This is a genomic window from Sphingobium sp. EP60837 (assembly GCF_001658005.1).
Lineage (GTDB): Bacteria > Pseudomonadota > Alphaproteobacteria > Sphingomonadales > Sphingomonadaceae > Sphingobium > Sphingobium tyrosinilyticum.
Map to the genome: position 1 here is coordinate 81,473 of NZ_CP015988.1, position 24,439 is coordinate 105,911.

Below are 24,439 nucleotides of genomic sequence, written 5' to 3' on the forward strand. Positions count from 1 at the left end.
AATGAACTTCAAGTGAGTTTCTCTCATGGCCTTAGCGATGTCCCACGCCATTGCACCATCGGCTTGAGGCCGATCTGGAGGTCACCTTTACCGCTCCTTTCGACAGATCAGCAGAGCAGAGCGTTATCGGTGTTCGCCTTCGCGGATGGCCAAATTCTATGGTGGCGTGGAGCACTCATTCCAACGTTAAAACTTAACACGCACTCCAGCCGTGAAGTAACGCCCGATAACGTCGTACAACTGTTTGTCCGTGGGCGTCTCGATATTCGTTGCGAACGCCGGTTGGAATACCGGCGGATTCACATCAAACAGGTTCTGAACATTGACGAAGGCTTGGATACCCGTTCTGACCTCATACTGAACGTTCATATCGACGTAAGTACGATTTGGTGCCTTTATTAGCGGCAACATTTCCGGATGCACAACCTGTGTTGCTAGGAAACGCTTGTAGGTTCCGGTAAATCGTTCAGCAAAAGAGATGGAAAATGGACCGCGGATGTATTCCTGCGTCAGGGTGCCGCGCCATTTTGGCAGGCCGCCTCGGCCCACTTCTCCCGCGCCGGCACCGATGACGCCTTGAATTCGACCCGCGCGATGTACAACCGGTGCTCCGGAGGCTTCTGTGTCATAAGCGTCAAGATAATTGATGAATGCGCGCAATGACAAATCTCCGCCCACCGATGGCAGCAGTGCATCGAGCGATGTCCGATATCCAATTTCGAGATCGACACCCTTCGTCGTTAAGGAAGCCAGATTCAACGTATAGAGGTTAATCTGTGTCGCGCGAGCATCGGGGGCGGGGCGAATGATCTGATCACAGACCTGCGCGGTGCGGTTATTGAAGCAGTCAGCAAGAATGCCGACGGCGTTCGTTCCTTGGAACGCATCCTTGATTTTAATGCGGTATGCGTCGGCAGAAATAGTCAGGCCGGGAATGGCTTGTGGAGTCAACACCATCCCGAGAACCAGCGTGTTGGCCTTCTCGGGCTTGAGATTGGGATTGCCGGCGGTGTTGATCAGCAGCGAATAGCTGTTCCCGGGGCTCGGGAGAAACGGATCGGTGACGTTTGTAGTGGCAATATTTGCGCCTGCAAACAGATTGAACAAGCTTGGAGCCGCGATGTCACGCGAGAAAGTGCCACGGAAGCGTAAGTCGCGGATCGGCGACCAAGTCGCGCCAATCTTCCAAGTCTTTTCGCCACCGCTGGTCCGATAGTGGGTGTAGCGGCCGGCAAGGTTGAGTTCGAGGCTTTCTGCGAACGGCTGTTCCTTGAGCAACGGAACGAGTAGTTCCGCATAAGCTTCCTTCACCGTCTGTCTGCCCGATGCTGTTCCGACATTCGTAACCAGGAACGGTAGCGGGTTGGCCGGAACACCACGGATCAGGTCATCGGTGGGCGTTGTTATGTTGCCCAAGCCAAAATATGCGATTTTTCGAGCCTCGCCCTCTGATCCCGAAAGTCCGGCGAAGATATCTGGCTGCGCATTGGTTGTTTGGCGCAATTTCTGCGTCCGATATTCGACGCCGAAAGCGAGAGAAACCGGCCCGGCCGGTAGGTCAAACAAATCACCATGCACGTTCGCGTTGACGTATTGCATCTCGCTAACCACGCTCGATACGGAATTTTGCCGAACGAAATCAAACGACTCTTTGCTGATATTGCCTTCACCAAGGACGTTCATGGGCACGCAATTGGAGAGACCGGCTTGATTCGCGAAGGTCGGGCTGCGCAGCAGCACTCCACAAACCACGCGCCCGGTCGACGGGTCGCGCACCGCATCGACTGCCGCGAAGAAGCGTCTGGAGTCAAACTCGTTCGCTGCGACCCGCAATTTTGAACGGCCCGCTACATAGTTAACGTCCCATTTCCAGGAGCCTGTCAGATCGCCCTTGATCGCCGCTTGGCCCATATAAAACGTGGTGGTCGATCGCTGGGTCATCAGCGGGATGTCGTCGAAAAGCCGTCCGAGCGTGAAACTCCCCGGCATGCCGTTGGCCGTCGTAGCGGGCAGCAGTGCCGCTACTGCGGGATCGAGGAACGCATTGTCTCGATAGATGGTGGTGAGCCGGTTGCCGCCGCGGTGGCTTTCTACCGTCGTGTTGCCTGCCGTGGCGCTGTGCGCAAATACGCCCTGGACGTAAGCTTCGACAGAATCACTTAGGTCGACGGTCACACGGGCAAATGCCTGATCAGTCTTGAGACGACCCGAAATGGGCGTGGTGTCGGCGCGGCCCCACACGCCCCCGCTTCCTCCGCTCATCTGGTTTCCGACAATCGGGCTGCCGCTTAGGAATGGAACAAGCGATCCGTCGGGACCGAACTGGACACAGTTGACAACAGTTGGCCCACAAGCGGAAAGCGGCGCTAATGTGCCGGGGCTCACGCCCGTAACCAGACCTCCATAAGCTAGGTCAGCAGAACGGCCGTTCGGTATTGGTCTAAAAGGACTGCCAACTGTGCCATTGCCGCCCGTTATCGGCGAGTAAGGAGCCCAACTCCGCTTGAACAGGTTATCAACACCGTCATTATTAAAATGTTCATAGCTAGCAAGGAGATGAATGCTTTCCCCGACTGGAATGCCAACCGCCGCTCCATACCGATAAGAGAATGCATCGCCTTTGTCCGAGATGCCCGCTTGAAGCACGCTCTTGAGACCAGTGAACTTCTGGTCCAGGACAAAGTTCACCACTCCGCTGACGGCATCTGAACCATAGGCCGCAGAAGCACCGCCGGTAACCACATCGACGCGACTGATCAGAAGTTGCGGCAACACGTTGACGTCCACTGCGTTGGTGTTGGACGTCGGCGGCACGCGGTTGCCATCGAGGAGGACGAGAACACGGTTGGTGCCCAAATTACGCAGGTTGAGGTAATTACCCATAGCCGGTTGGGTTGCAGAGAAAGTCGTCGTGGTGGACTGACTCTGGGATCCAGAAAAGACCGGCAGCTTATTTAGAGCGTCGGGAATGCTGCTCGGCGCTGATTGAGCTAGCGATTCGGCACTTACCACAGTCACCGGTGTCGGTGCTTGAGAACCGTCCCGGACAAGGCGCGAACCGGTTACGACGATGTTGGAGACGCCGGCCGCTTCATCGGGGGCCTCTTGCTCTTGAAAGGCCACAGGCGCCTCAGAAAGAGGCGAGGAAGTCGGCACTTGTTCCTGTGCGTAGGCCGAACCAGCGATAAGGGCCAAACTCATTAACGTTAGACCACAGCTATACTTGCAAACTTTCGCCACCGCTAATCCTCCCTGTATGTATAATTAGAACTTTGCCGTAACGCCTACCCATTGAAGCGGGGGCTGAAACTCGGCAGGGCTTAAATGGAGACACCGACAGACGGTTATTGTCGCTAGCCATATTCGTCAGATCATCGACAATAAATTGATTTCGTATTTTCAACCTCCGGCAATTGCGTCGGGTGAACTGGACAACATTATTGCTTTCTGGCGATCTGCGTGGAGTGGACCATCTGCGCCACTGGTGAAATCAAAAGCGCAGTCGGCGGACTTGTATTCAGCATCGAACTCGACGCCCTTGCCCGTCGCCGAATCCGCATTGCGGGCAGACGTAATGTGGCTCGTGTTACTCTGATGGAGAAACTGGGCCTGGACATCTTTATACTTGTAGATGGAAGCTGCGAGTTGGTGCGCAGCGAACGATTAGAGCCGAAGTCACCATCAGCGCGATCCCCAGCGCCGCAAGTATTGGCAACAGAAGGGAACATCCTGTAAGTTCCGGGATTTCCGCTGGGCAGTGACAACGAGGAAAGCCAGGCCTTCCATTTGCCTTTGCGCCTGCTCATTAGCAGACGAGGGATCATGCTCCACCGTGTTGAATTCACAGTGGTGGAGGTCAGCTTCGCCGCGGTCATCGCAATGATACCCGCGGATACAAATAAGCTTCGCATGACCTAATCCTCTTAAAGTTCCGCTAGGGCCGCCAGCGAATGCCATATAATGGCATTCGTTCTTCACCGCAAGCTTGAAGCGTTGTGCCTCCTGCCGGCTCAAAGGCACGGCATCCCGATCCTTCTCCTGGAGTTTGCTGAATTCCCATCCGCCTGCGCCCGCGCAGACGCGCGGGCGTCGCGGCATCGCTGCCACTCCCGCCACCATAACCTCCGCCGAAGCCAGTAGCCGGCGCCCCGGGTCGCACTCCTCGTAATCCCGCCGATCGCATCAGCCCCCCCCGCCGCGGCGCCCAAGTCGTCACGCTCGATAGACCTCGGCACCGGACGTCGCGGGGGCGGGTGGCACCCTGTGGCAAATCGGAAACGATGGCCGACGACGCACCGATTGGCTCTCACGACAGGCATCAGTTGACCGCGCAATATAGTCTAATCAAATAGGACTTGATGAAGCCGCCCAAGCGGTTGCTGCCGTGCGCTTTAGTTACCTGACGGAGAGCGAATACCCAGCGCCCGGCCCCCGGCATTGAAGGACACCGATATGAGCAAGAATCGCAGGTCATTCGGTGATCAAGTCATGGGGGCATGCCTCCTTGACTTGAAGCGCAGATTCGCCGAACGAACTCCAATAATATTTTCCGTTTCCTCCATATGTTCGGAGGTTACGGCGCAAGCAAGTCAAACTTCTGTTTGGACGATCGCAGCCCGCGGCTCAATCGGGCCTGTTCAGATTTCAAGATCATAGACCCGCGCGGCTGTACCGCGGTAGAGTGCCGTTTTCTCGTCCTCGGTAGCGTTGCGCGTAATGAGCTTGTAGGCATTCCAGATCGGAACAAAGCCGCCAGTGCGGCTGTCCGGTGGAAAGTTGCTTTCCATCATACACCGATCAGCGCCAAAGGCTTCGATCGCGGTTTCTACATATGGCCGCCAAGCTTCGGCAAGAACGCTCGATCCGACGACGTCTTCCCTGAGTTCGAATTCGAGGCCCCAATGAGGCATCCCCATTCCGCCAACCTTGCAGTAGACATTCGGCCGACGTGCCAGTTCACGTAGGGAGGCGCTCCAGCTTTGGAAAAGCTCGACCCTTTCATCGGCTGTCATGTCAATTCCCACGGCGGTTCCCATGTGATTAAGAACAAACCGCAAGTTCGGGAACTTGTCGACGAAGCCGGTAAGCGTCGGTAATAGAGGATCGAACACCGCCGTGTCGAAAACTAGACCACGTTTATCGACCTCAGCAAGACCCAGCGGGAAGCCGGTAGTGTCCATGACGCCCATTGGAGGGCGGCCGCTCATAAAATATCTGTAAGGACGCTCGTCGGGGTAATCCATGGTGATGTGGCGCACGCCGCGAAAGCGCTCTGGCGCGAGATTGATGCATCGGTCAAGCAGTTCACCAACCTGTGCGCCGAGAGTGAGATTGGCGTGACCAACAATCCCGTGATTGACCTTACACGGACCGTAGATACCACTGGCTGACATGGCAGCAATGCCGTTGGCGAACTCGACCTCCCCGAGGGGGCGAAGCAGTTCCGGACCGTCTGCGCGGATAAATGCCTGCGTTTCACAGTAGATGGATGCGATGATGTTGTGTCCACCCGCCACATCGAAAAGATATTCTTCGAGCATGTAGCGGTTGCCGGGGCGATCGAAGAGGTGGAAGTGGCTGTCGATGATCGCCAGCTCAGGCTCCAAAATGGGCTCATCACGGCCATCCAGTCGTTTATTTCGCATGGGTCAGCTCACAGATCGGGGTTAAACTGCGCATCAGCGACCGGTTCGAGCCAATCAACGGCTTTGCCATTCTCTGCCTCGGTCACCGCAATATGCGTCATTGCAGTGTGGGCACCTGCACCATGCCAGTGCTTTTCACCAGCCTTGATCCACACAACATCACCTGCACTAACTTCTTGCACGGAATCGTTCCAACTGGCGACGCGCCCGTGCCCGGATGTGATGATCAGGAGCTGTCCGTAGGGATGCTGGTGCCAGCGTGTGCGCGCGCCTGGCTCGAAAGTGACATAGCCGGACATCAATCGAGATGGTAGTTCGGAAGTATGGATCGGATCTCTACGGACGCGCCCGGTGAAATTTTCCTCGGTGCCATATGAGGACGGACGCGATCCATTGCGCATAATTTCCATAGTGCTGTTACTCGCAAGTTGGTGCGGTGGATTGATCTGTAAGCCAGCGCTCAAGCCTTCTTCGCGAGGCAAGAAACGCGGGACGTGAATCGATGATCAGCCTATCTAGAGCTTAGAGCAAGGAATCTCGTCATTTGCAATACGCTGAATGGCGATAGCCTGGGAGCATACGCTGGCCCGGGGCAAGAAAGAACGGCAAGCCGAAACTGTCGCCGGGAGAGCCTCAGCGCTCACGCTCTGGTTAAATCAAGCGGCGACGGTGATTGAGCAGGAGTGTGACTGAGACGGGTGACGATGTACCGTCAGCCGAAGAGCAGAGCGCAGGAGCTGGGAAACTGGACAGGGTCGACGAGAGCATTGCAGAAACGGCGCGCATTTGTGACGCTGTTTCGCAGTTCAATTGATTGCGTAAGGATGCTCTGGTGGCCGATATATCGCAGCAGCCCTAAGGCGCGCGATCGCAGTATAGTCACCTGCACCGGGGTTGGCCTGCTCGGTAAGTCGGATGAACTTGGCGCTCATTTGCGGATAGCCCAAGAAATAAGGCATAACGGAAGACGAGATGCGCGGGACGGTTGTCCAGTTCGCGATCGACGCGGGACGGGCAACGGGCCTCGCTTTCGGCGGGCCGCTTACCCGCTATCGTTAAATAAGAGCTGACGATCATCATCATAAAAGCGCGAAAGCCTTCCCGCCGGCAAGTCTAGCCGGCACTTGCATCGCCAGCGGAATTCCATTAGAAAATAATATAGATCATGCCCGCCGGGAAGGTTCGGTAACGCCGTGGGGGATCGCGACACACGGCTTTAGGTCGCCGTCTCGACATAATTTCCCTGTCAACTGCAATTTTCCATAATAGATCAAACGTTCGAACAAAGTCGGACGGTGCATCTATCAAGTTTTTTTCGATCAACCAGTATGTCGAATAGCTGGCTCAAGGAGAGGATGAGATTACAATATGACCGATGCATCCCCAACCAGTGCAAGGCCAAAGGCCATACCAGCGATCATGGGGGGCATTGCCAGTGCCCTCGCGCCCAACGTTATGCCGCTTCTTGTAGCGACCTTCTCGAATTCATTTGCGCTCAGTCCTGCGGCCGCGGGTCGAGTGACGGCGATTGAAATGCTGGGTGTATGCACTGGGTCTCTCTTGATCGCGATCTTCCTATCGCGCGCCAGCGTCGCGCGGCTGATGTCGATTTCTCTGGGACTGATTATTGTCGGTAATCTGCTGACCATTGCCGTGGGGCCCCAAAGTCTGCCCCTGCTGAGGTTCATCGCGGGTCTCGGCGAGGGCGGCGGGACGGCCGCTATGGCTGCAGTCCTTGCAGGAACGGCAACTCCTGAGCGTTTTTTCGGTATCTTCATCATCGGCACCTACCTGCTGGGAACGCTATTGTTCCGCTTTAATCCGGTGATTACAGACGCTGGCGGTGTTTTAGCGATCTTCTGGATATTGACCGCACTGGCGGCGCTAGCCCTTCCCGTAGCCTTCCTGACACGCAAGGCGGAAAGTTCAACGGTCGACCAGTCCGGTGCGCCGCCGGCCCGTAGTCACATGATCTATGTTGTCATCGCACTCGCCGCCATGATCCTCTATCTGACCGCGTGGACAAATACCTGGGCATATGCGGTCAATATTGCACAATGGGCAGGGATGGATCCGCAAAGCACCAGTGAAGCGCTGGGCTATGCCGTCGTCGCTGGCGCGGCAGGGGCGATACTTGCGGTCATCATTGGACCTCGTCTGGGCGATTTCATTCCAATGCTCGGCGCAGGATCTCTGATGATATCGGCGGCGCTGCTGTTGATCGTGCAGCTCAGTTCGTCCACCTTTACATTTGCAGTCATGGCCTGGATCGCGGGAATGCAATTCATCGGACCCTATTTTCTTGCGATCGTTTCCGCCGCGGACCGCGAAGGGCGTGCGGCTTCGCTCTCCATCGCAGCTCAGACCCTTGGGATCGCAATTGGGCCGGCGCTCGGGTCGCTCGTTGTGAGCCGGGGCGAGGTTTCGTTGCTAGTCGGCGTTTCGCTTGCCCTGTTGCTGCCCAGTCTCTTCGCTCTTCTAATGGTGGAACGACTGCTCAGCAGGGGCGAGCGCCATGCCGTGCATTCGGTGGACTGAACGTCTTTCTCGTTAACGTGCGTGGGAGCATGCATGGGCTGCATCGTTAAGCCACACGCCTTGCAGAGCCACATGGCCCACAGATATACACGCGCGGGATGTGCCTTGGTGAATGCGTCGTCAGATGTCAGGAGTGGGAAGTGAGCGATCGATGCATCATGGCAGCCCCCAAGGAGGGCGGCGGCCCCGTATGATCTTGCGGATTCGCCTATTACCACGCTGGATTCGGTGAGACTGCACGCTATGCCGTGCGACTGGAGCCAGTCAAATCCACCTGCATGTTCGCGATCAGGACGAGCGGCACAGTGTGGACGGAGAGCCCATTACGCGGCGATAGCCGCCATTCTGCACGTCTATCCGGACATGACCATCCGGCCCCTCAACCGAAGTGACCGAATATTTTCCCTCAATCATCAGATCGCTTGGGTGGAGCAGCTGTTGCCCGCGTGTCTGTCATTTGCGATCAGCAATTCATGCGCGATGGCGAGGAACGGGAGCACGCTTCCTGGCGTGGGCCGATCCGACGATAGTGCCGCATTTTGTATAGCCCAGCCGATATCGCACTATTCGCCAGGCTCTCCAGGGGGGGATTGCATCTGCGCATGCCTCCCCGGCTTCTGCTCCTGATGGGACACTATTCTGCCACACTTAGTTGGACCCGCGGAATTCCAATTGCTACATGCATGCTTCATTCGGAAACTTCGACAAGAGGCGGGTGTGGACGTCGCTTGGCATGGTAGCGATGTGAATCACGACCGCTTATTCAGATCAACCCTGCAAGCGGGCTCGACGGATCGGCATAGAGGCGCTTGCCCATGCGCCCTGCACGATAGGCCATGCGGCCCGCTTCGACGCCCGCCTTCATTGCGGCGCCCATCAGCACCGGGTCCTTTGCCTCCGCGATCGCCGTGTTCATCAGCACGCCGGTGCAGCCCAGTTCCATCGCCTCGGCCGCTTCGGACGCGGTGCCCACGCCCGCGTCGACCAGCACCGGCAGCTTCGTGCCCTCGACGATCAGCCGGATGGTCACGCGATTCTGAATGCCCAGACCCGACCCGATCGGCGCGCCCAGCGGCATGATCGCCACCGCGCCCGCATCCTCCAGCCGTTTGGCCGCGATCGGATCATCGATGCAATAGACCATCGGCTTGAAGCCTTCCTTCGCTAGCACCTCGGTCGCGCGCAGCGTTTCGACCATGTCGGGATAGAGAGTCCGCGCCTCCCCCAGCACTTCCAGCTTCACCAGGTCCCAGCCGCCCGCCTCCCGAGCGAGGCGCAAGGTGCGGATCGCTTCCTCGCCCGTGTAGCAGCCCGCCGTATTGGGCAGGTAGGTGATTTTCTTGGGATCAATATAGTCGGTCAGCATCGGCGCGGTCGGGTCCGAAACATTAACGCGCCGTATCGCCACCGTGACGATTTCAGCACCCGACGCAACTACCGCCGCCGCATTTTGCTCGAAATTCCTATATTTGCCCGTGCCCACGATCAACCGCGAGTGAAAGGTCTTGCCCGCGACCGTCCAGCTGTCTTCGTCGACCGCCGACACATCGCCGCCGCCGACAAAATGGACGATCTCCAACTCGTCGTCGTCCTCGACCATAACCTGCGCCAAGATCGAGCGGGGCACCACCTTCAGATTGCGCTCCACCGCCACCTTTCCCGGCACGAAGCCCAGCTCGCTCGTCAGTTCCGCCAGCGTCAGCCCGGCGCGCACGCGGCGATGCTCGCCGTTCAAATGAACAGAAATCATTGCATCTACTCCGCGGCCGGCAGGTAGATTTCACTACCCTTCTCTATGAACTTCTCACTCATTTCTTGCATCCCCTTTTCCGCATCCTCGGCCGCTATGAAGCTGTCCGCCGGTTGGTTCTGCTTGGCGGCAAAGTCCCTGACTTCCTGCGTGATCTTCATGGAGCAGAATTTGGGGCCGCACATGGAGCAGAAATGCGCGGTCTTCGCGCCCTCGGCGGGCAGCGTCTGGTCGTGATATTTTTCCGCCGTGTCAGGGTCGAGCGACAGGTTGAACTGGTCACGCCAGCGGAATTCGAAACGGGCGCGGCTCAGCGCATCGTCGCGGACCTTGGCGGCGGGGTGGCCCTTGGCGAGATCGGCTGCGTGGGCGGCCAGCTTGTAGGTGACGACGCCGACCTTCACATCGTCCCGGTCGGGCAGGCCCAGATGCTCCTTGGGCGTGACATAGCAAAGCATCGCCGTGCCGTACCAGCCGATCATCGCCGCGCCGATGCCGCTGGTGATATGGTCGTAACCCGGCGCGATGTCGGTCGTGAGCGGCCCAAGCGTGTAGAAGGGCGCTTCTCCACATGCCTCCAGCTGCTTGTCCATATTCTGCTTGATCTTGTGCATCGGCACATGGCCCGGCCCTTCGATCATGACCTGCACATCCTGTTCCCAGGCGCGCTTGGTGAGTTCGCCCAGCGTGTAGAGTTCGGCGAACTGCGCCTCGTCATTGGCGTCGGCGATGGAGCCGGGGCGCAGACCATCGCCAAGCGAATAGGCGATGTCATAGGCCTTCATGATCTCGGTGATCTCGTCGAAATGCTCGTAGAGGAAGCTTTCCTTGTGATGGGCAAGGCACCATTTCGCCATGATCGACCCGCCACGGCTGACGATGCCGGTGACGCGCTTCGCCGTCATCGGGATATAGGGCAGGCGCACGCCCGCATGGATGGTGAAATAGTCCACGCCCTGCTCGGCTTGCTCGATGAGCGTGTCGCGGAAGATGTCCCAGGTCAGCTCTTCGGCAATGCCGCCGACCTTCTCCAGCGCCTGATAGATGGGCACGGTGCCGATCGGGACCGGCGAGTTGCGCATGATCCATTCGCGCGTGTCGTGGATGTTGCGCCCGGTGGAAAGGTCCATCACCGTGTCCGCGCCCCAGCGGATCGACCAGACCAGCTTGTCGACCTCGCTCGCCACATCGGACGCGACGGCGCTGTTGCCGATATTGGCGTTGATCTTCACCAGGAAATTACGGCCGATCGCCATCGGCTCCGATTCCGGGTGGTTGATGTTGGACGGGATGATGGCGCGACCGCGCGCGACTTCCTCGCGGACGAACTCGGGCGTCACATAGTCGGGGATCGACGCGCCCCAATCCTGCCCGTCGCGGACATATTCGGCGAGACGGGCACGGCCGAGATTTTCACGCTCGGCGACATATTCCATCTCCGGCGTGATGATGCCGCGGCGGGCATAGTGCATCTGGGAGACGTTCATGCCGGGCTTCGCGCGCAGGGGCCGTCTGATCGTGTTGGGGAAGGATTGGACGCCGCCGGAACGATCCGGTCCTTTCAGGCCGTTATCTTCCGGCTGGATGGCGCGGGCGTCATATTCCTCAACATCGCCCCGTCCGACGATCCAATCTCGGCGCAGCGCAGGCAGGCCCGCCATGATGTCGATCCGCGCATCGGGATCGGTATAGGGGCCGGACGTATCATAGACGCGCACCGGCGGCTCGCCGCTGCCCGGCTCCAGGTCGATCTCGCGCATGGCGACCTTGAGCGGGCCGACATGGATTTTGCGCGAGCCACGGATGGGACCGGTTGTAACGCGCATTTCGGTGCGGGCGGGGAGGTCGGCCATGAGTTTTCCTTTCAGGCGATAACGGTTGCGCGGCCGGTGAGGCCAGCGAGGAAGAGAAGGATGCCCAGCACGATACTGACGATCGCCCAGGCGCGAGTGAATTGGACCGACCAGCGGCCGATCCTGATGAGCGGCCCCGGCACGGCGAGCAGCAGCGCGCCTTCGACCAGCGAGACATAGCCGATCAGCGACACGATGACAGCGAGGGGATCGGTCCAGATGCTGTGGATGAGGATCAGCGCTGCGCCCACCGCGAATACAGGAAAGCCGAGGGCCATGACGAGACCGGGCAAACGCTCCAAATCCTCCATCATAGCGCGCCAGCGCTGCGGCGCAGTGAGGCCGCCGATTCCCGCGACGATCATGTAGAGGCCGATCGCTTCGGAGAGGCGCAGGGTCAGGACGGAAATGGTGTCCATCGGCAGTCCGTCCTCCTCTTCGTCGCGCATGGCGGAGGATGGGCGGATTGCCTTTGACAAGCCGTCCCTCCCTACGCCGGTTTTAACCGGATCAGGTTCAGCGGGTCGCAGCCACATCAGCCGCCTCTCAACCGCCTGTGAGCGGTCCCCCGGGGATGACGCCCCCGATAGTGTATTAATCCGGCCTATGAAAGTCCTAACCGCACTTATTTGTGGGGGTGTTGAGCGGCCCTACAAGTCGACAATGTACACCGGGTGAGGTGAAATCGGCCCATATCAGCGTTGCGGAAACGGCAGTTGCGGCCCACTTGCCCGAACTCTTTTGCTGAATCCATCTTAACGGCTCTCATGAGGCGCCCGAGGAAATTTGGCGTTTGAAGGGCTTTTGGTTTTTCCGCAATGTGCTTGATGTCCTGAAAGGGCGCTGCTTTATCGACCGCATGAGGTGTGTCCCCGGTGATGGCGTAGCTCGACGGTTAGCGAAGCTGACCGGACGCGCGCTCATCGAATAAGCGCAGTAGCGGCCGGTCAGTTTCGCGGGTGGCCATCGGAGATCTCGGATAGATTTGGGTTGCGACACTCAAGCTATGGAGATCCCGATAACTAAGGAGATGATGTACGCTCAGGCGCTGCTGGGAAAGAGCGCCGACAGCGATTTTCTACGTGAGATGATCGGCTTTGCGGCGCAGCAGCTGATGGAACTTGAGGTCGGTGGGCTGACGGGTGCCGCTTACGGCGAGAAGAGCGCGGAGCGGCAGGCCCAGCGCAATGGCTACCGCGATCGGGATTGGGAGAGGCGCGCGGGCACGGTCGAGCTGCGCATCCCCAAGCTGCGCACCGGCAGCTATTTTCCTGGCTTCCTGGAGCCCCGCCGGCTGGCCGAGAAGGCCCTGACGGAGGTCATCCAAGAGGCGTATATCCAGGGCATATCGACGCGCTCGGTCGATGATCGAGCTACCAGCATTTTGAACCAGGATCGGTCAAATAGGGTTGGTTCACGTTCCGATTCTCGGATGATAACGCACCGAATTGAACGTGCCGATTTCTGCCCAGGAACAGTTTCGTTGGAGGTAGATTTTAGAGCAATCGCAGCTTGTGTCGCTGGATCAATCCAGGGCGGCCGCTATGGTGAGGACATGGGCTGGAAAGCTGATCCGCTGTGTGGCAATCGCATAATATTTCAGGAGATGCCGTTATGACGCAGCCGAAGAATCCACCCGCAAAGGACATAGTCCGTCGGATCGCACCGAAATTCGCCCAGTTGGGGAATGAAATATTATATGGTGACATCTGGGAGAGGCCGGAACTCTCGAAGCGTGATCGCAGCCTTATCACCTGCGCGGCGTTGGTCGCGCTGGGCAGGACTGAGCAGATGGCGACACATTTTCCCCTCGCGATCGAGAATGGCGTTTCGCAGGCTGAAATTGTGGAGATGATCACGCATATGGCCTTCTACGCGGGATGGCCTGCCGCATCGTCCGCCGCGGTCCGCGCGAGCGAAATCTTCGGTGCCGAACTGGACGACTAATAGCAGTCGAGAATGGTCAGCCCATGGAAAATAAGCAGCTTGACGGGCGAGGAGATGGATCTGAAGGGACATCCGAAATGCCGGTCGGGGCCGTTCCTGCGCGGTCGACGACACCGTAAAGCCAAGATGCAAAGTGATAAGGCAGAATTTACAGCAGGCCTGGTTCCTTCGTTTGCTCGCCCTCGCATATGGCCTGATCTATATCGATCGGCAAAGGCTGAACCTCTTCGTCGATCCCGTGAAACGGTCGCTATCGCTGCATATTGCAGCGTGGGCCTCTTTACTTGGCAGGCTGGTCGACGAAGAGGGCCGGCGGACCGTGCTAATCCTGTGCGTTGCGACATGGAGCCTTTGCACCGCACTTTGCGATTTCGCCTTGATTACTCGGAATTCGCGTTGGCGCGCTTCGGCGTGCGAGCGGTGAAGCATGCCTGTCTTCAGTCACAAGGTCTCTCCTGCCGGAGCTGTTTTCCGCCGAATATTGCCAGCCGCACGACACTGGCGGCTATGCGCATATCGTTGTGGTGTATGCCTTAAGCAGTGCGATCCCGATCATCCATCTCGAGACGCATTCGATCGCGTCCCGCATTCTCTGCCGCTCCGTCGCATATATGAGCCGCTCTAAGGGCCTTATCCCGCCTCGCTGCGCTAATCCTGTCGGATACAGCGCACACATATCACCGATAAAGCTCTTCCTGTGAAGTAGGATCGCTCATGCAGACGCGCATACTTGGAAAGAACGGCCCAAAATTATCTGCCCTGGGTTTTGGTTGCATGGGGCTGTCATTCGGCTATGGCCCCGCAATTGATCGGGAGGACGCCCTCGCCATGATCCGGACAGCCTACGATCTGGGCGTCAGCTTTTTTGACACCGCCGAAGCCTATGGCGCCGCAAATGAGGAACTGGTGGGCGATGCGGTGGCGCCGTTTAGAGACAGCGTGGTGATCGCGACGAAGTTCGGCTGGAAAGATGGCGACCCTCGAAGTGGCCAGCTTGACAGTAAGCCAGAGAGCGGATCCGCCTGGTCGCAGAGCAGTTGCTGCGGCGACTGAAGACGCACCGTATTGACCTATTCTACCAGCATCGGGTCGACCCCGAGGTGCCAATTGAAGAGGTCGCGGGCGCGGTGGCGGACCTTGTCGCGCAGGGTAAGGTTTTGGTTTTCACGTGTGCGTGCAGAAGCTATCCAGGTACGAGAAATTGCTTTGCGCGGACACGGAGCACATCCTTGGCGATCTGCAGGACCAGACGTAGTCAGCAGTTCGTTCCAGAAAAGTCACCTGTGATTAAGCCGTAGAAACGACCACCCTCACGAGGTCGACGTGGGATGCACCGACTATGCCGACCATAGGCTACGCGCCATGGTCACCGATCGATCAGGCTCATGGCCTGCTCAGTGTAGCGCGCGCCTTGCACGGTGGTGCTTGACAAAATGCCGTTCAGTGTCCGCAGATCCTCGTCGGCTAGCGACACTCCGGCAGCGAACATATTCTCCTCGAGCCGATGAAGCTTCGTCGTGCCAGGGATAGGCACAATCCAGGGCTTTTGCGCGAGCAGCCATGCGAGCGCAACCTGAGCCGGCGTCAGGCCCTTGTAGGCGGCGAAAGCGGTAACCTGCTCGGCAAGCTTCTGGTTGGCCGCGCGAGCCTCGCCCTGGAAACGCGGGAGGGTGTTACGGATATCGCCTTCTGCGAATTTGGTAGCGGTATCAATCTTTCCGGTCAGGAAACCCTTGCCCAGCGGGCTGAACGGAACGAAACCGATACCTAGTTCCTCCAGCACCGGCAGGATGCTCGCCTCCGGGTCGCGCGTGAACATCGAATATTCGCTCTGGATTGCGGCGACGGGCTGGACAGCATGTGCGCGCCGGATCGTCTGGACGCCGGCTTCCGACAGGCCAAAATGCTTGACCTTGCCCTCGGTGATCAGATCGCGAACTGCGCCCGCGACCTCCTCGATAGGCACGTCGGGATCGACGCGGTGCTGGTAGAACAGGTCGATCCTGTCCGTCCTGAGGCGCTGCAGTGACTGGTCCGCGACGGCGCGGATGCGCTTTGGGCGGCTGTCGAGCAGGCCGGTTCGAGCGTTGCCATCCTTCCACCCGAATTTGGTGGCGATCACGACGGAATCGCGAAAAGGCGCCACAGCCTCGCCAAGCAGTTCCTCATTCTCGGCGCCATAAGCTTCGGCGGTGTCGAAGAAGGTGACGCCCAGGCCGTGTGCCTTTCGGATCAGCGCGACCGCATCGTTGTGTTCAACTGCAGGCCCGTAGCCGAATGACAACCCCATGCAGCCAAAGCCGAGGGCTGACACCACCAGTCCGCTGTTGCCAAGCTCACGCATTTGCATCTGTCGTCCTTTCTTCGGTGGCAGCTGGATAAGCCACGATGTAGGTGCACCGAACCGCGTTGATTACTCCAACGTCACGGCATTCACTTATATGGCACTTTGATAGTCGGTTTCGGTGGAAGCAGAAGTTGAAGAGCTATGCGACTTGTCGACTTTCGCGGTTTTCGACGGGCGAGGCACGAGCCAGGCCGCAATCAGACAGGCAACGGCGGTTGTCCCCAAGATCAGGCCCATGGATCGCGGCGTGCCATCCGCCAGCCATCCTACCGCCGCCGAGCCGAAGATGCCGCTGCCGAACTGGATCGACCCTACGAGTGCCGATGTCGCATCAGCACGTTTAGGCTGCGCCTCCATCGCGCCTGCGACCGCATTGGCGATGAACAGCCCATTGGCAGCCAGGAAAAGGAAGAGCGTGGCAACGAGCCCGGGCAGCCCGCCAAAACCCGTCCACGCCGCAACGCCCGCGGCAAGCCCGGAGATGGCAACGAGCAATGCGCCCCAGCGAAACATCCGGTCGCTGCCAACGCGCGTCACATAGCGACGATTTACCAGATTCAGCCCCATCTGCCCGATGATGCCGGTTCCCATTAGCAGTCCGTAAAACTCCGTCGGCACCCGGTAGTAGCTGATATAGGCAAACGGCGTGCCAGCGAGATAGGCGTAAATACCCGCATAGTAGAAGCCGCTCGCCAGCGCATAGGCCATGATCGTCCGGTCCTTGACGAGTTTGGCGTAACTGGCGAACTCGCCTCGCAGCGAAGCAGTCGAGCGACGGTGCGCCGGGAGGGATTCCGGCAGCCGCCCGACCGGGATGATCATGACGGCCCCGATGATGGCGAGGAGCCAGAACAGCGTTCGCCAGGTGCCGATATGCAGCAACTGACCACCGATGAGCGGCCCGAGCAATGGAGCGATACCCATCACCAGCATCAGGGTCGATAGCAGCTGCGCTGTACGATCGCGTCCATAGAGATCTCGCGCCATCGCACGCGCTAGCACCGGCCCGACGCACGCGCCGAGGGCCTGCAGCACACGCCATCCAATCAAATGCCAGAGTGACGTCGCCATCGCACAGCCGGACGATCCGATGATGAACAAGATCAGTCCGGCAGTAATCGGTAGCCGGCGTCCATAACGGTCGCTGATCGGACCCCAAAGGAGTTGCCCGGCGCTGAAGCCGACAAGAAATCCAGAGAGCGTCAGTTCCACCCGGTCGGACCCACCGGCGAACGCATGCCTGAGGGCCGGCAAGGCAGGCAGGTAAATGTCGGTGGAGATCGAGGCGAACGCCATCAACCCGCTCAACACGGTCACCAGGCGAAACGAGGGCGTCTGATCGGTCGAAGTGGACGCGGCGGGGGCTGACGACTGGAACAACATCGAAGCTTTCGAAGACAGGAGATTAGCTGAGAAGACAGCCGCTTTATGATGAGGGCACCGCCTTCTACGCAGGCAGGTCTCTCATCCGTGTGGCGAGGCGATCAGTAGCGCTCGCCCACCATTTCCTCCGCTTTGGACCAAAGCGCCGAGGCGCGATCGGGGTCGATCGCATCGGGCCGGACTCCGCCTCTCAGGCCTTCTCCGTCCGCGACCTGCGCCACATGGCAATCCTCGCAGTAGCGCCCGCCAACCGCATCGGCGTCTGCAACAAGCGCTGCCCACACCGAAGTGGCTGCGCCCTGTTCGACAGTCTTGTACTGGAACGGCGGGAGACCGGCTTGGACATTGGCTTTGTTGATCGAGTCCACCAGCGCCTGCTCCTCCTCGGCGGGATAGTGGCGTTGCAGCTCGGTCTTGATACCCCCGGGATGAACCGCGACGGCCCTAATCCCACGCTCGCGGTGACGCTTGTCGAACTCGACCACGAGCAACGCATCCGCCGTCTTGGAACGGCCATAGGCGCTCCATTTCTCGTAGGATTGTTCTCGAAATTGGGATCGTCGAGGTCGACGTCAGCTATACCATTCGCCGCCGACGACAGGACTACGACCCGTCCGCCGCTCCGGAGAAGGGGCGCAATCCGGTTGATGAGCACGAAATGGCCGATGAAGTTGGTGCCGAACTGCGTCTCAAAGCCGTCCTTCGTGTGGCCGAAAGGCGTCGCCATCACGCCCGCGTTGGCGATGACCACGTCAAATGGGCGGCGGTCGGCCAATAGGCCCTCCGCGCAGGCGTTGACGCTGGCGAGATCTGCGAGATCGAGCGTGACAAGCTCCAGCCTGCCAGCGCGGTCGTTGGTGCCGGTATAGATGGAAGCCGTCGCTGACTCAGCCTTCGCCAGGTCGCGGGCGGCCCCGACGACCTCGGCGCCATGCATGAGGAGCGTGCGCGCGGTCTCGCGCCCGAGGCCATCCTGAGCCAAACTATGAAGAGTTGCTGGACGGCGTCGATCCGGCAGAATGAAAGGGCGTTCGGGGATCGCTCGGAAATTCAGAGCCGATTTCTGCGGGGTGAGGAGGCGATGCGGCCGTCCCCTTGATCAGAATTGGCCGGGTTCTCAATGGCGATCGGATCGTGAGCAGTCGCACCCCTAGAGCTTCTTCCAACGTCTTCTTACCTCGCATTTCCGGGCTGTGGTGCATGTTATCGAAGAGATGATGCGGTTGGGGGCCGTGCTATGGATCCAGAAGAACATTGCAGATCTGCTGGATCGTGTGTGGTTCACTGCCTGGGGCGCTGGACGTGAGCCGCCGCGCCGCCTCATCATTGCGAGCCAGTTCGATGAATTCACCGTTCAGAGCCTCGATCCTGGCATCAAGTTCGCGCCATTCGGCACGCAGTTCGCCTACCAGTTAAAGCAGACGCGGTGACAAGGTCGTATCCTTACCGGCCAGCATGGCATCGATGCCGAGTTCCAGCTTACGCCGACCAACGGGGAAAATGGTCCCCCGTTCAAGCAGGATCGCCCGCAGCTGGTTGATCAGGTTCCTGCGCTCGGCGACTAGGCGGGAGCGGACGCGGTGGAGGGTCTGGATATCCAACTGTCCCTGGGTCTTGAGTTCGACGAAGGGCATCGTCGGGCGCGAGGCTGCCTCGGCGATCCCCTCGGCATCACGATCATTGTTCTTCTGCTTTGACATACGGGCGCACGTACTCCGGCGACATCAGTCTGATCTCGTGTCCGTGCGCGGCGAAAAGGCGCCCAAGATTATAGGCGCCACAGCATGCTTCCAACGCGACTACGCACGCAGGAAGCTTGGCCACGTAGTCGATCAGCGTTTGCCGGCGCATGGACCTGCGCACGATGACCGCTCCTGCCGCATCCACGCCCACCACACTGCAGGCATTCTTGCCCAAATCAACGCCAAGGATCACAATAGACATCGGTCCGCTCCTTTCCTTCTCAAGCGCCGGCATCATATCCGATGCCGGGGAAAAGGGGCGGGCCATCCCATAAAGATGGTCTGCATCCGCCATTGTGGCAGATGGAGGAGTTCGTCATGCGTCTGCGGCCGTTGCCGCGTGCGCCGTGCAGGCCGGGCGCCGATGCCGGCTCGCCTTCCAGCTTGCATCCTCGCTCGGGATGGTTCAACTCGCAGGAGCGAATATTCCTGATCGGCGGAGGGTGATCCAAAGACTGACTAGCGCCAGCGCCGCGACGACCAGCGGCAGGCTCGCGGCGAGCAAGGGACTTGTGCCCTGCCAGCCCCTGTCGATCAGGGCTGACCCGGCGAGCGGCCCGGCGATCGACCCGATACGGCCGAAGCCGAGCGCCCATCCCACGCCCGTTGATCGGATACCATCCGGGTACAAGGATGCCGCCAGAGCGTTCATCGCCATTTGTCCACCGATCACGACCCCGCCGGCAAACGCAGCGCTTACCATAAGCAGGCCAGTCTCCTCCGCGCGGTAAACAATTACGAGAATGCACAAGATGCAGCCGATATAGGCTGTCGCCAGATAGAGGCTGAAGCGTGGCCGGTTGATGAATTGGGCAAAGCTCAATGCGCCGGCGACGCCGCCCAGGTTGAGTAGAGCCGTACAAAGCGTGGCGACCGACAACGACGAGCCGCCGAGGCTAAGCAGGGCGGGCAGCCAGTTCATCAGGCAATAAAGAACCAGGAGGTTTGAGAAGAAGGCGGTCCATATAAGGATCGTCGGTATGGCCAGGCCGTCGGTAAACAATGCTGTAACGCCGAATGCTTCTGTGGAGAGGGCTGCGATCCGGCTTTCGTCCGCGGCCTGGTTTTCCGGTAAGGACGGGCGGGTCTTCGGCGGCAGGACAAGATGGAGGGCGGGAAGCAGGGCTAGGGGGATGATTCCACCGAGGATCAGAATGGTCTTCCACCCCCCCCATTCGATCAGCGGCGCGCCGACAAAACCGGCGAAGGTCGCACCGAGCGGAAACCCGCATATCATGAGCATCACGGCAACCTTCTTGAACCGTGCGGAGGCTGCTTCATTGGTAGCGGTGATGAGGTTCGGTAGGACTCCGCCCAGGCCAATGCCCGTCACGGCGCGCCAAGCGGCAAGTTCGAAAATTGTCGTTGACCAGGTGGTAGCGATGGATGCCACCCCGAAGGTCGCGATACATAGCATAATGACGATCTTGCGGCCCCAGCGATCGGCGATGGGGCCGCAAGCAAAGGCTCCGATAGCGAGGCCCGCCAGTCCACTGGAGAATACCGGGCCAAAGGCGGAGGAAGCGATGTCCCACTGCGATATAATGGCGGGCGCGATGAATGCGACCGCCTGGGTGTCATAGCCGTCGCACAGTGCGACGAGAGCACACACGATCAATATGCGGATCTGCCCGCGTTCCGACAGCGTGCCGGGTGAGCTCGGCGTTATGGACATTCCCATGAATTTCATCCCCAACCTAAATTTCGCCGGGCTGGCCGAATAGAGAAAATGCGAATCCATGATGGGCAGATCGGGTTCGAGGATCGGCTGGTGACCGCCCGCCAGGCGATGAGTCTTTTATGGGCTGACGCCCTTGTCAATACAAAGTCGCCGGATTGACGACCCGAGCGCAATGGAGGGCCTCGACGGCGCGCTCGATATGATTCGGTCGTGGCGGCGGCGAGGTGGAAAATTGCTTATGCTCCGTTGAAAACGAACGCGGTAGTCGCGGCCGCCGTTGGGATATTAACGAAACGTCAGCGCGCTGATCAAACATTTGCAATCTGAATCAAAATCCCGCCATTTGCAACAATGTTCACGCTGAATACAATTATGTTTCAACGTGAAGTTTCGACTGCCCCCGCCATGGCTTGGAAGGGCGAGAACTACCCATCCCCTCACCAGGAGGTCATAGGCGTGGCGCAGCCAGGCACAGCACCTGTCTCTGAAGAAATCCTGCTTTGTAGGATTATATTGACTTCTGTCTCATCTAAGACGAAACGGGGCACCGACGCAAATGACTCGCCGCAGGGCGTCTGGCAAGCCATCAAGACAAGCTGGAGGGCATGATGAATTTTTCGCTAACCGATGAACAGGCGCTTTTTGCTGAATCGGTGCGCCGGTTCGCCAACGATCAGCTGAAGGAAGGCGCCCTGGAGCGCGCGCACAGCGCTGATTATCCATGGGAGGTTGCACAGCTTCTTGCTCAGCAGGGCCTGCTCGGCATCACCATCGCACCCGAAGACGGCGGCGTGGGCGGCACATTGATGGACGCGGTGATCGCTATCCAGGAACTGTCTCTCGTCTGCCCGAAGAGCGCCGATATCATCCAGGCCGGCAATTTCGGCGCCATCCGCACCTTCGCGGAATATGCCTCGCCCGAGCAAAAGGCGAAGTGGCTGCCCGACCTGCTCGCCGGCAAGAAGATCATTTCCTTGGGTATGACGGAGCCCGACGCGGGCTCGGCCGCAACCGACCTGCGCACGTCGGCGACCGAAGACGGCGACGACTATGTTATTAACGGGCAAAAAATTTTCGGCACGCATAGCCGCGAGGCGTCGGTCTTCCTGGTCTACTGCCGTTTCGCGCCGGGGATCGATGGCATCGGGTCGCTCCTGATCGAGCGGGGCACGCCCGGCTTTACCGTCGGCAAGCCGGCCGCATTCATGAGTGGCGAGGAATGGTGCCCGCTCTATTTCGAAAATGTGCGCGTGCCCAAGAAGAACATCTTGCTTGGCCCCGGAGGGTTCAAGCGGCAGATCGCCGCCTTCAACGCGGAACGGATCGGCAACACCGCGCGGTCCCTGGCTATTGGCCGGCACGCCTTCAATCTCGCCCGTGACTATGCATCCGAACGGAAGCAGTTCGGCCGGCCGCTGTGCGAATTCCAGGGGCTGCAGTGGAAGTTCGCCGACATGGCGATGAAGCTCGAATCGGCGCAACTGCTGCTCTACAAGGCGGCGGTGGGCGCGGACACGGGCCTGCCGTCCGCCTACGACACCACGCTTGCCAAGCTGGCCTGCAACCAGGTGGGTTTCGAAGTCGCCTGCGAATCGGTGCAGATCATGGGCGGGATGGGCTATTCCCGTGAGACGCTTGCCGAATATTGTATGTTGCGTACCAAGGGTTGGATGATCGCTGGCGGTTCGGTGGAAATGATGAAGAACCGTATGGCTGAATTCATCTTTGACCGGCGCTTCAGCCAGCGACTGCCAAAGTCCGCCGGCTGACGATCGTTCGTGATGAGCAGCGGCAATAAGAGCGATGTCGTTCGGTTGGAGAAGCGGGACGACATCGGTATTATAACGATCGACAATCCGCCGATCAACGCAGGCGCCCGTGGGGTTCGGATCGGGTTGTTGGCGGCGGTGCAGGCGTTCAGCGAGGATTCCGGACTTGCCGCCGGCGTGCTGATTGGCGCCGGACGCATGTTCATGGCGGGATCGGATATGCGTGAAATTAATGCGCCTGTGCTGGATCCAATCCTTCCAGAAGTCATCGGCGCTATCGAGCGCTGCCCCAAGCCGATCGTTGCAGCCATCGCCGGCGCGGCGCTGGGCGGTGGCTACGAACTGTCGCTGGGCTGTGACGCGCGCATCGCTTCGCCCGAGGCTGTCGTCGGACTGCCCGAGTGCGCCCTGGGCATGATGCCGGGCGCGGGCGGAACCCAGCGACTGCCGCGTTTGGCGGGACTGCCGGTCTCCATCCGCCTCATTTGCTCGGGCGAGCGCGTGAAGGCGCGGCGCGCGGCCGAAATCGGAATGATCGACAAGGTGGTCGACGGGCCCCTGCTGGAAGAGGCCATCGCCTTTGCGCGGGGCCTTGGTGGACGCAAGCGCCGGGTGATGGAGATGACGGCGCCGGACTGCGACCCTGCCGACCTTGATCGGGCGAAGGTGGATGCGCTGGCTGCGGGGGGTGGGCGGCCGCATATCCAACTCGCCATCGATGCAGTCGAATGGTGCCGCACACGCCCCGGCGATGAAGCGCTGCGCGAGGAACGGAAGATATTCGACCGCCTGCGGACCGGGCCTGAAGCCGAGGCAATGTTGCATCTGTTCTTCGCAGAGCGAGACAGCATGAAGGATGCCAGCGTCGATCTATCGTCCTCCGCGTCCCTCGACCATGTGGCGATCGTCGGCATAGGACCTGATTGCGATGCGCTGGCGGCGGCCATGGTTCGCCGTGGGCACAGCGTCGTGCTTGTCAGCGAGTTGAGCGATCTCGACGCAGTGTCATCTTGCGACGTCATATTCGTTGCCGAGCAGGCGAACGACGATCGGATCGGGGCGTTGCTTGTGCGGCTGTCCGCACATGCGCGTGCCCATGCAGTTGTTCTGGTCGCTGGGGGTGGCCAGACGGTCGCCACTCTGGAAAAAGCCTTCGGCCGTTCGGGCAAATTGTGCGGATGGCGGGGCATGGCTGGCGCGGCAGGGTCCGGCATTGTGGAGATCGTGCGGCAGGCCCGAACGGAGCCGCGCACCCTGGCGACCGCTCTGGCTCTCGCAAAAGCTGCCGGACAGATGGCGGTCATGGTAGGCGATAGTGAGGGGCTGGTGGGCCGCCGCATTGCCGCGGCGGCGCACCGAAGCTGTGTCCTACTACAGGAGCAGGGTGTTCGGGCTGAACAGCTCCGGGAGGTGCTGACGAGATTTGGCCTGCCGGTTCCCCCGCTTTCGGAAGCGACAAGGGCGGAGCCCCAAACAACGATGGATGACGAGCAGATCGCGTCCTGGATATTGGTGGCCATAGCGAACGAGGCTGCGCTGATGCTGGCGGCCGGAAGAGTCCGTTCACCCGGCGACGTCGACTTGCTCCTGACCAACGCCTATGGTTTTCCGCGCCATGAAGGCGGCATCGGTCTTTGGGCCCGTCGGCAGCAGCGCGCCAATCTCAAACAGGTCGTGGGGATGCTGGCTGAAGCCTCCGGCGAACGTTTCGAGAGGGCACCGGACGTCGCCTTGGATGCGCTCTGCGGAGAAGGTTGACAGACACCTCGCCCTTGCAGGTTGAG

General features: G+C 59.6%; 15 protein-coding genes, 4 pseudogenes and 1 riboswitch. Of the genes and pseudogenes, 7 read left to right on the forward strand and 12 right to left on the reverse strand.

The annotated features are described in order from the left end of the window. Positions 1 to 186 precede the first annotated feature (186 nt). Positions 187 to 3,201: a TonB-dependent receptor plug domain-containing protein gene (locus tag EP837_RS18440; RefSeq protein WP_066531988.1), complete on the reverse strand. Its 3,015-nt coding sequence runs from the start codon at positions 3,199 to 3,201 to the stop codon at positions 187 to 189. A 258-nt stretch (positions 3,202 to 3,459) separates the two neighbouring features. On the opposite strand from EP837_RS18440, the gene EP837_RS21175 reads away from it, so the two are divergent. Further along, complete coding sequence (locus EP837_RS21175) at positions 3,460 to 3,735, forward strand: hypothetical protein (protein ID WP_156518756.1); 276 nt, start codon at positions 3,460 to 3,462, stop codon at positions 3,733 to 3,735. A gap of 902 nt (positions 3,736 to 4,637) precedes the next feature. On the opposite strand, the gene EP837_RS18445 is transcribed toward EP837_RS21175, so the two are convergent. Continuing rightward, on the reverse strand, positions 4,638 to 5,645 hold the full coding sequence (locus tag EP837_RS18445; RefSeq protein ID WP_066531990.1) for an amidohydrolase family protein: 1,008 nt from the start codon (positions 5,643 to 5,645) through the stop codon (positions 4,638 to 4,640). A gap of 8 nt (positions 5,646 to 5,653) precedes the next feature. Next, positions 5,654 to 6,109, reverse strand: coding sequence for a (R)-mandelonitrile lyase (locus tag EP837_RS18450; RefSeq protein ID WP_335676342.1), 456 nt, complete (start codon positions 6,107 to 6,109; stop codon positions 5,654 to 5,656). A 904-nt stretch (positions 6,110 to 7,013) separates the two neighbouring features. Between EP837_RS18450 and EP837_RS18455 the strand changes: the two genes are divergently transcribed. Further along, a complete protein-coding gene (locus tag EP837_RS18455) occupies positions 7,014 to 8,183 on the forward strand; it encodes an MFS transporter (protein WP_082919840.1) in 1,170 nt (389 codons plus the stop codon). Positions 8,184 to 8,471: 288 nt separating this feature from the next. On the opposite strand, the gene EP837_RS21895 is transcribed toward EP837_RS18455, so the two are convergent. The 4 genes from EP837_RS21895 to EP837_RS18470 form a co-directional block, all read right to left on the reverse strand. Next, the gene (locus tag EP837_RS21895; RefSeq protein WP_257784380.1) at positions 8,472 to 8,597 is read right to left on the reverse strand and encodes a hypothetical protein; all 126 of its coding nucleotides are present in this window, start codon (positions 8,595 to 8,597) and stop codon (positions 8,472 to 8,474) included. Positions 8,598 to 8,946: 349 nt separating this feature from the next. Beyond that, on the reverse strand, positions 8,947 to 9,933 hold the full coding sequence (gene thiS, locus EP837_RS18460; protein WP_082919841.1) for a sulfur carrier protein ThiS: 987 nt from the start codon (positions 9,931 to 9,933) through the stop codon (positions 8,947 to 8,949). Positions 9,934 to 9,938: 5 nt separating this feature from the next. Then, complete coding sequence (gene thiC / locus EP837_RS18465; protein ID WP_066531994.1) at positions 9,939 to 11,786, reverse strand: phosphomethylpyrimidine synthase ThiC; 1,848 nt, start codon at positions 11,784 to 11,786, stop codon at positions 9,939 to 9,941. Between the two features lie 11 nt (positions 11,787 to 11,797). Then, the gene (locus EP837_RS18470; protein ID WP_225870684.1) at positions 11,798 to 12,265 is read right to left on the reverse strand and encodes a DUF2065 domain-containing protein; all 468 of its coding nucleotides are present in this window, start codon (positions 12,263 to 12,265) and stop codon (positions 11,798 to 11,800) included. Continuing rightward, positions 12,257 to 12,367, reverse strand: a riboswitch (TPP riboswitch). (Overlaps the previous gene by 9 nt.) A gap of 437 nt (positions 12,368 to 12,804) precedes the next feature. On the opposite strand from EP837_RS18470, the pseudogene EP837_RS18475 reads away from it, so the two are divergent. From EP837_RS18475 to EP837_RS18490, 3 genes and pseudogenes are all read left to right on the forward strand, one after another. Next, positions 12,805 to 13,155 (forward strand): annotated as a pseudogene (locus EP837_RS18475) (transposase); the annotation flags it as partial. Positions 13,156 to 13,400: 245 nt separating this feature from the next. Next, a complete protein-coding gene (locus EP837_RS18480; protein WP_066531996.1) occupies positions 13,401 to 13,733 on the forward strand; it encodes a carboxymuconolactone decarboxylase family protein in 333 nt (110 codons plus the stop codon). Between the two features lie 714 nt (positions 13,734 to 14,447). After that, positions 14,448 to 14,899: pseudogene (locus EP837_RS18490) on the forward strand (aldo/keto reductase); the annotation flags it as partial. A 200-nt stretch (positions 14,900 to 15,099) separates the two neighbouring features. On the opposite strand, the gene EP837_RS18495 reads toward EP837_RS18490, so the two are convergent. From EP837_RS18495 to EP837_RS18515, 5 genes and pseudogenes are all read right to left on the reverse strand, one after another. Beyond that, positions 15,100 to 16,083 (reverse strand): aldo/keto reductase, encoded by a 984-nt coding sequence (locus tag EP837_RS18495; protein ID WP_066532001.1) that lies wholly within the window; start codon positions 16,081 to 16,083, stop codon positions 15,100 to 15,102. An 87-nt stretch (positions 16,084 to 16,170) separates the two neighbouring features. Further along, positions 16,171 to 17,463, reverse strand: a complete 1,293-nt coding sequence (locus tag EP837_RS18500; RefSeq protein ID WP_066532004.1) for a multidrug effflux MFS transporter — start codon at positions 17,461 to 17,463, stop codon at positions 16,171 to 16,173. 101 nt (positions 17,464 to 17,564) lie between these two features. After that, positions 17,565 to 18,433 (reverse strand): annotated as a pseudogene (locus tag EP837_RS20750) (SDR family NAD(P)-dependent oxidoreductase); the annotation flags it as partial. Between the two features lie 328 nt (positions 18,434 to 18,761). Then, positions 18,762 to 19,407 (reverse strand): annotated as a pseudogene (locus EP837_RS18510) (IS110 family transposase); the annotation flags it as partial. Positions 19,408 to 19,611: 204 nt separating this feature from the next. Then, the gene (locus EP837_RS18515) at positions 19,612 to 20,880 is read right to left on the reverse strand and encodes an MFS transporter (protein WP_197486436.1); all 1,269 of its coding nucleotides are present in this window, start codon (positions 20,878 to 20,880) and stop codon (positions 19,612 to 19,614) included. A gap of 614 nt (positions 20,881 to 21,494) precedes the next feature. Here EP837_RS18515 and EP837_RS18525 point away from each other — a divergent pair. Together EP837_RS18525 and EP837_RS18530 are read left to right on the forward strand one after the other, a co-directional pair. After that, positions 21,495 to 22,655 (forward strand): acyl-CoA dehydrogenase family protein, encoded by a 1,161-nt coding sequence (locus EP837_RS18525; RefSeq protein WP_066532345.1) that lies wholly within the window; start codon positions 21,495 to 21,497, stop codon positions 22,653 to 22,655. A gap of 12 nt (positions 22,656 to 22,667) precedes the next feature. Further along, positions 22,668 to 24,413 (forward strand): enoyl-CoA hydratase/isomerase family protein, encoded by a 1,746-nt coding sequence (locus EP837_RS18530; protein WP_066532009.1) that lies wholly within the window; start codon positions 22,668 to 22,670, stop codon positions 24,411 to 24,413. The last annotated feature ends 26 nt before the right edge of the window (positions 24,414 to 24,439 follow it).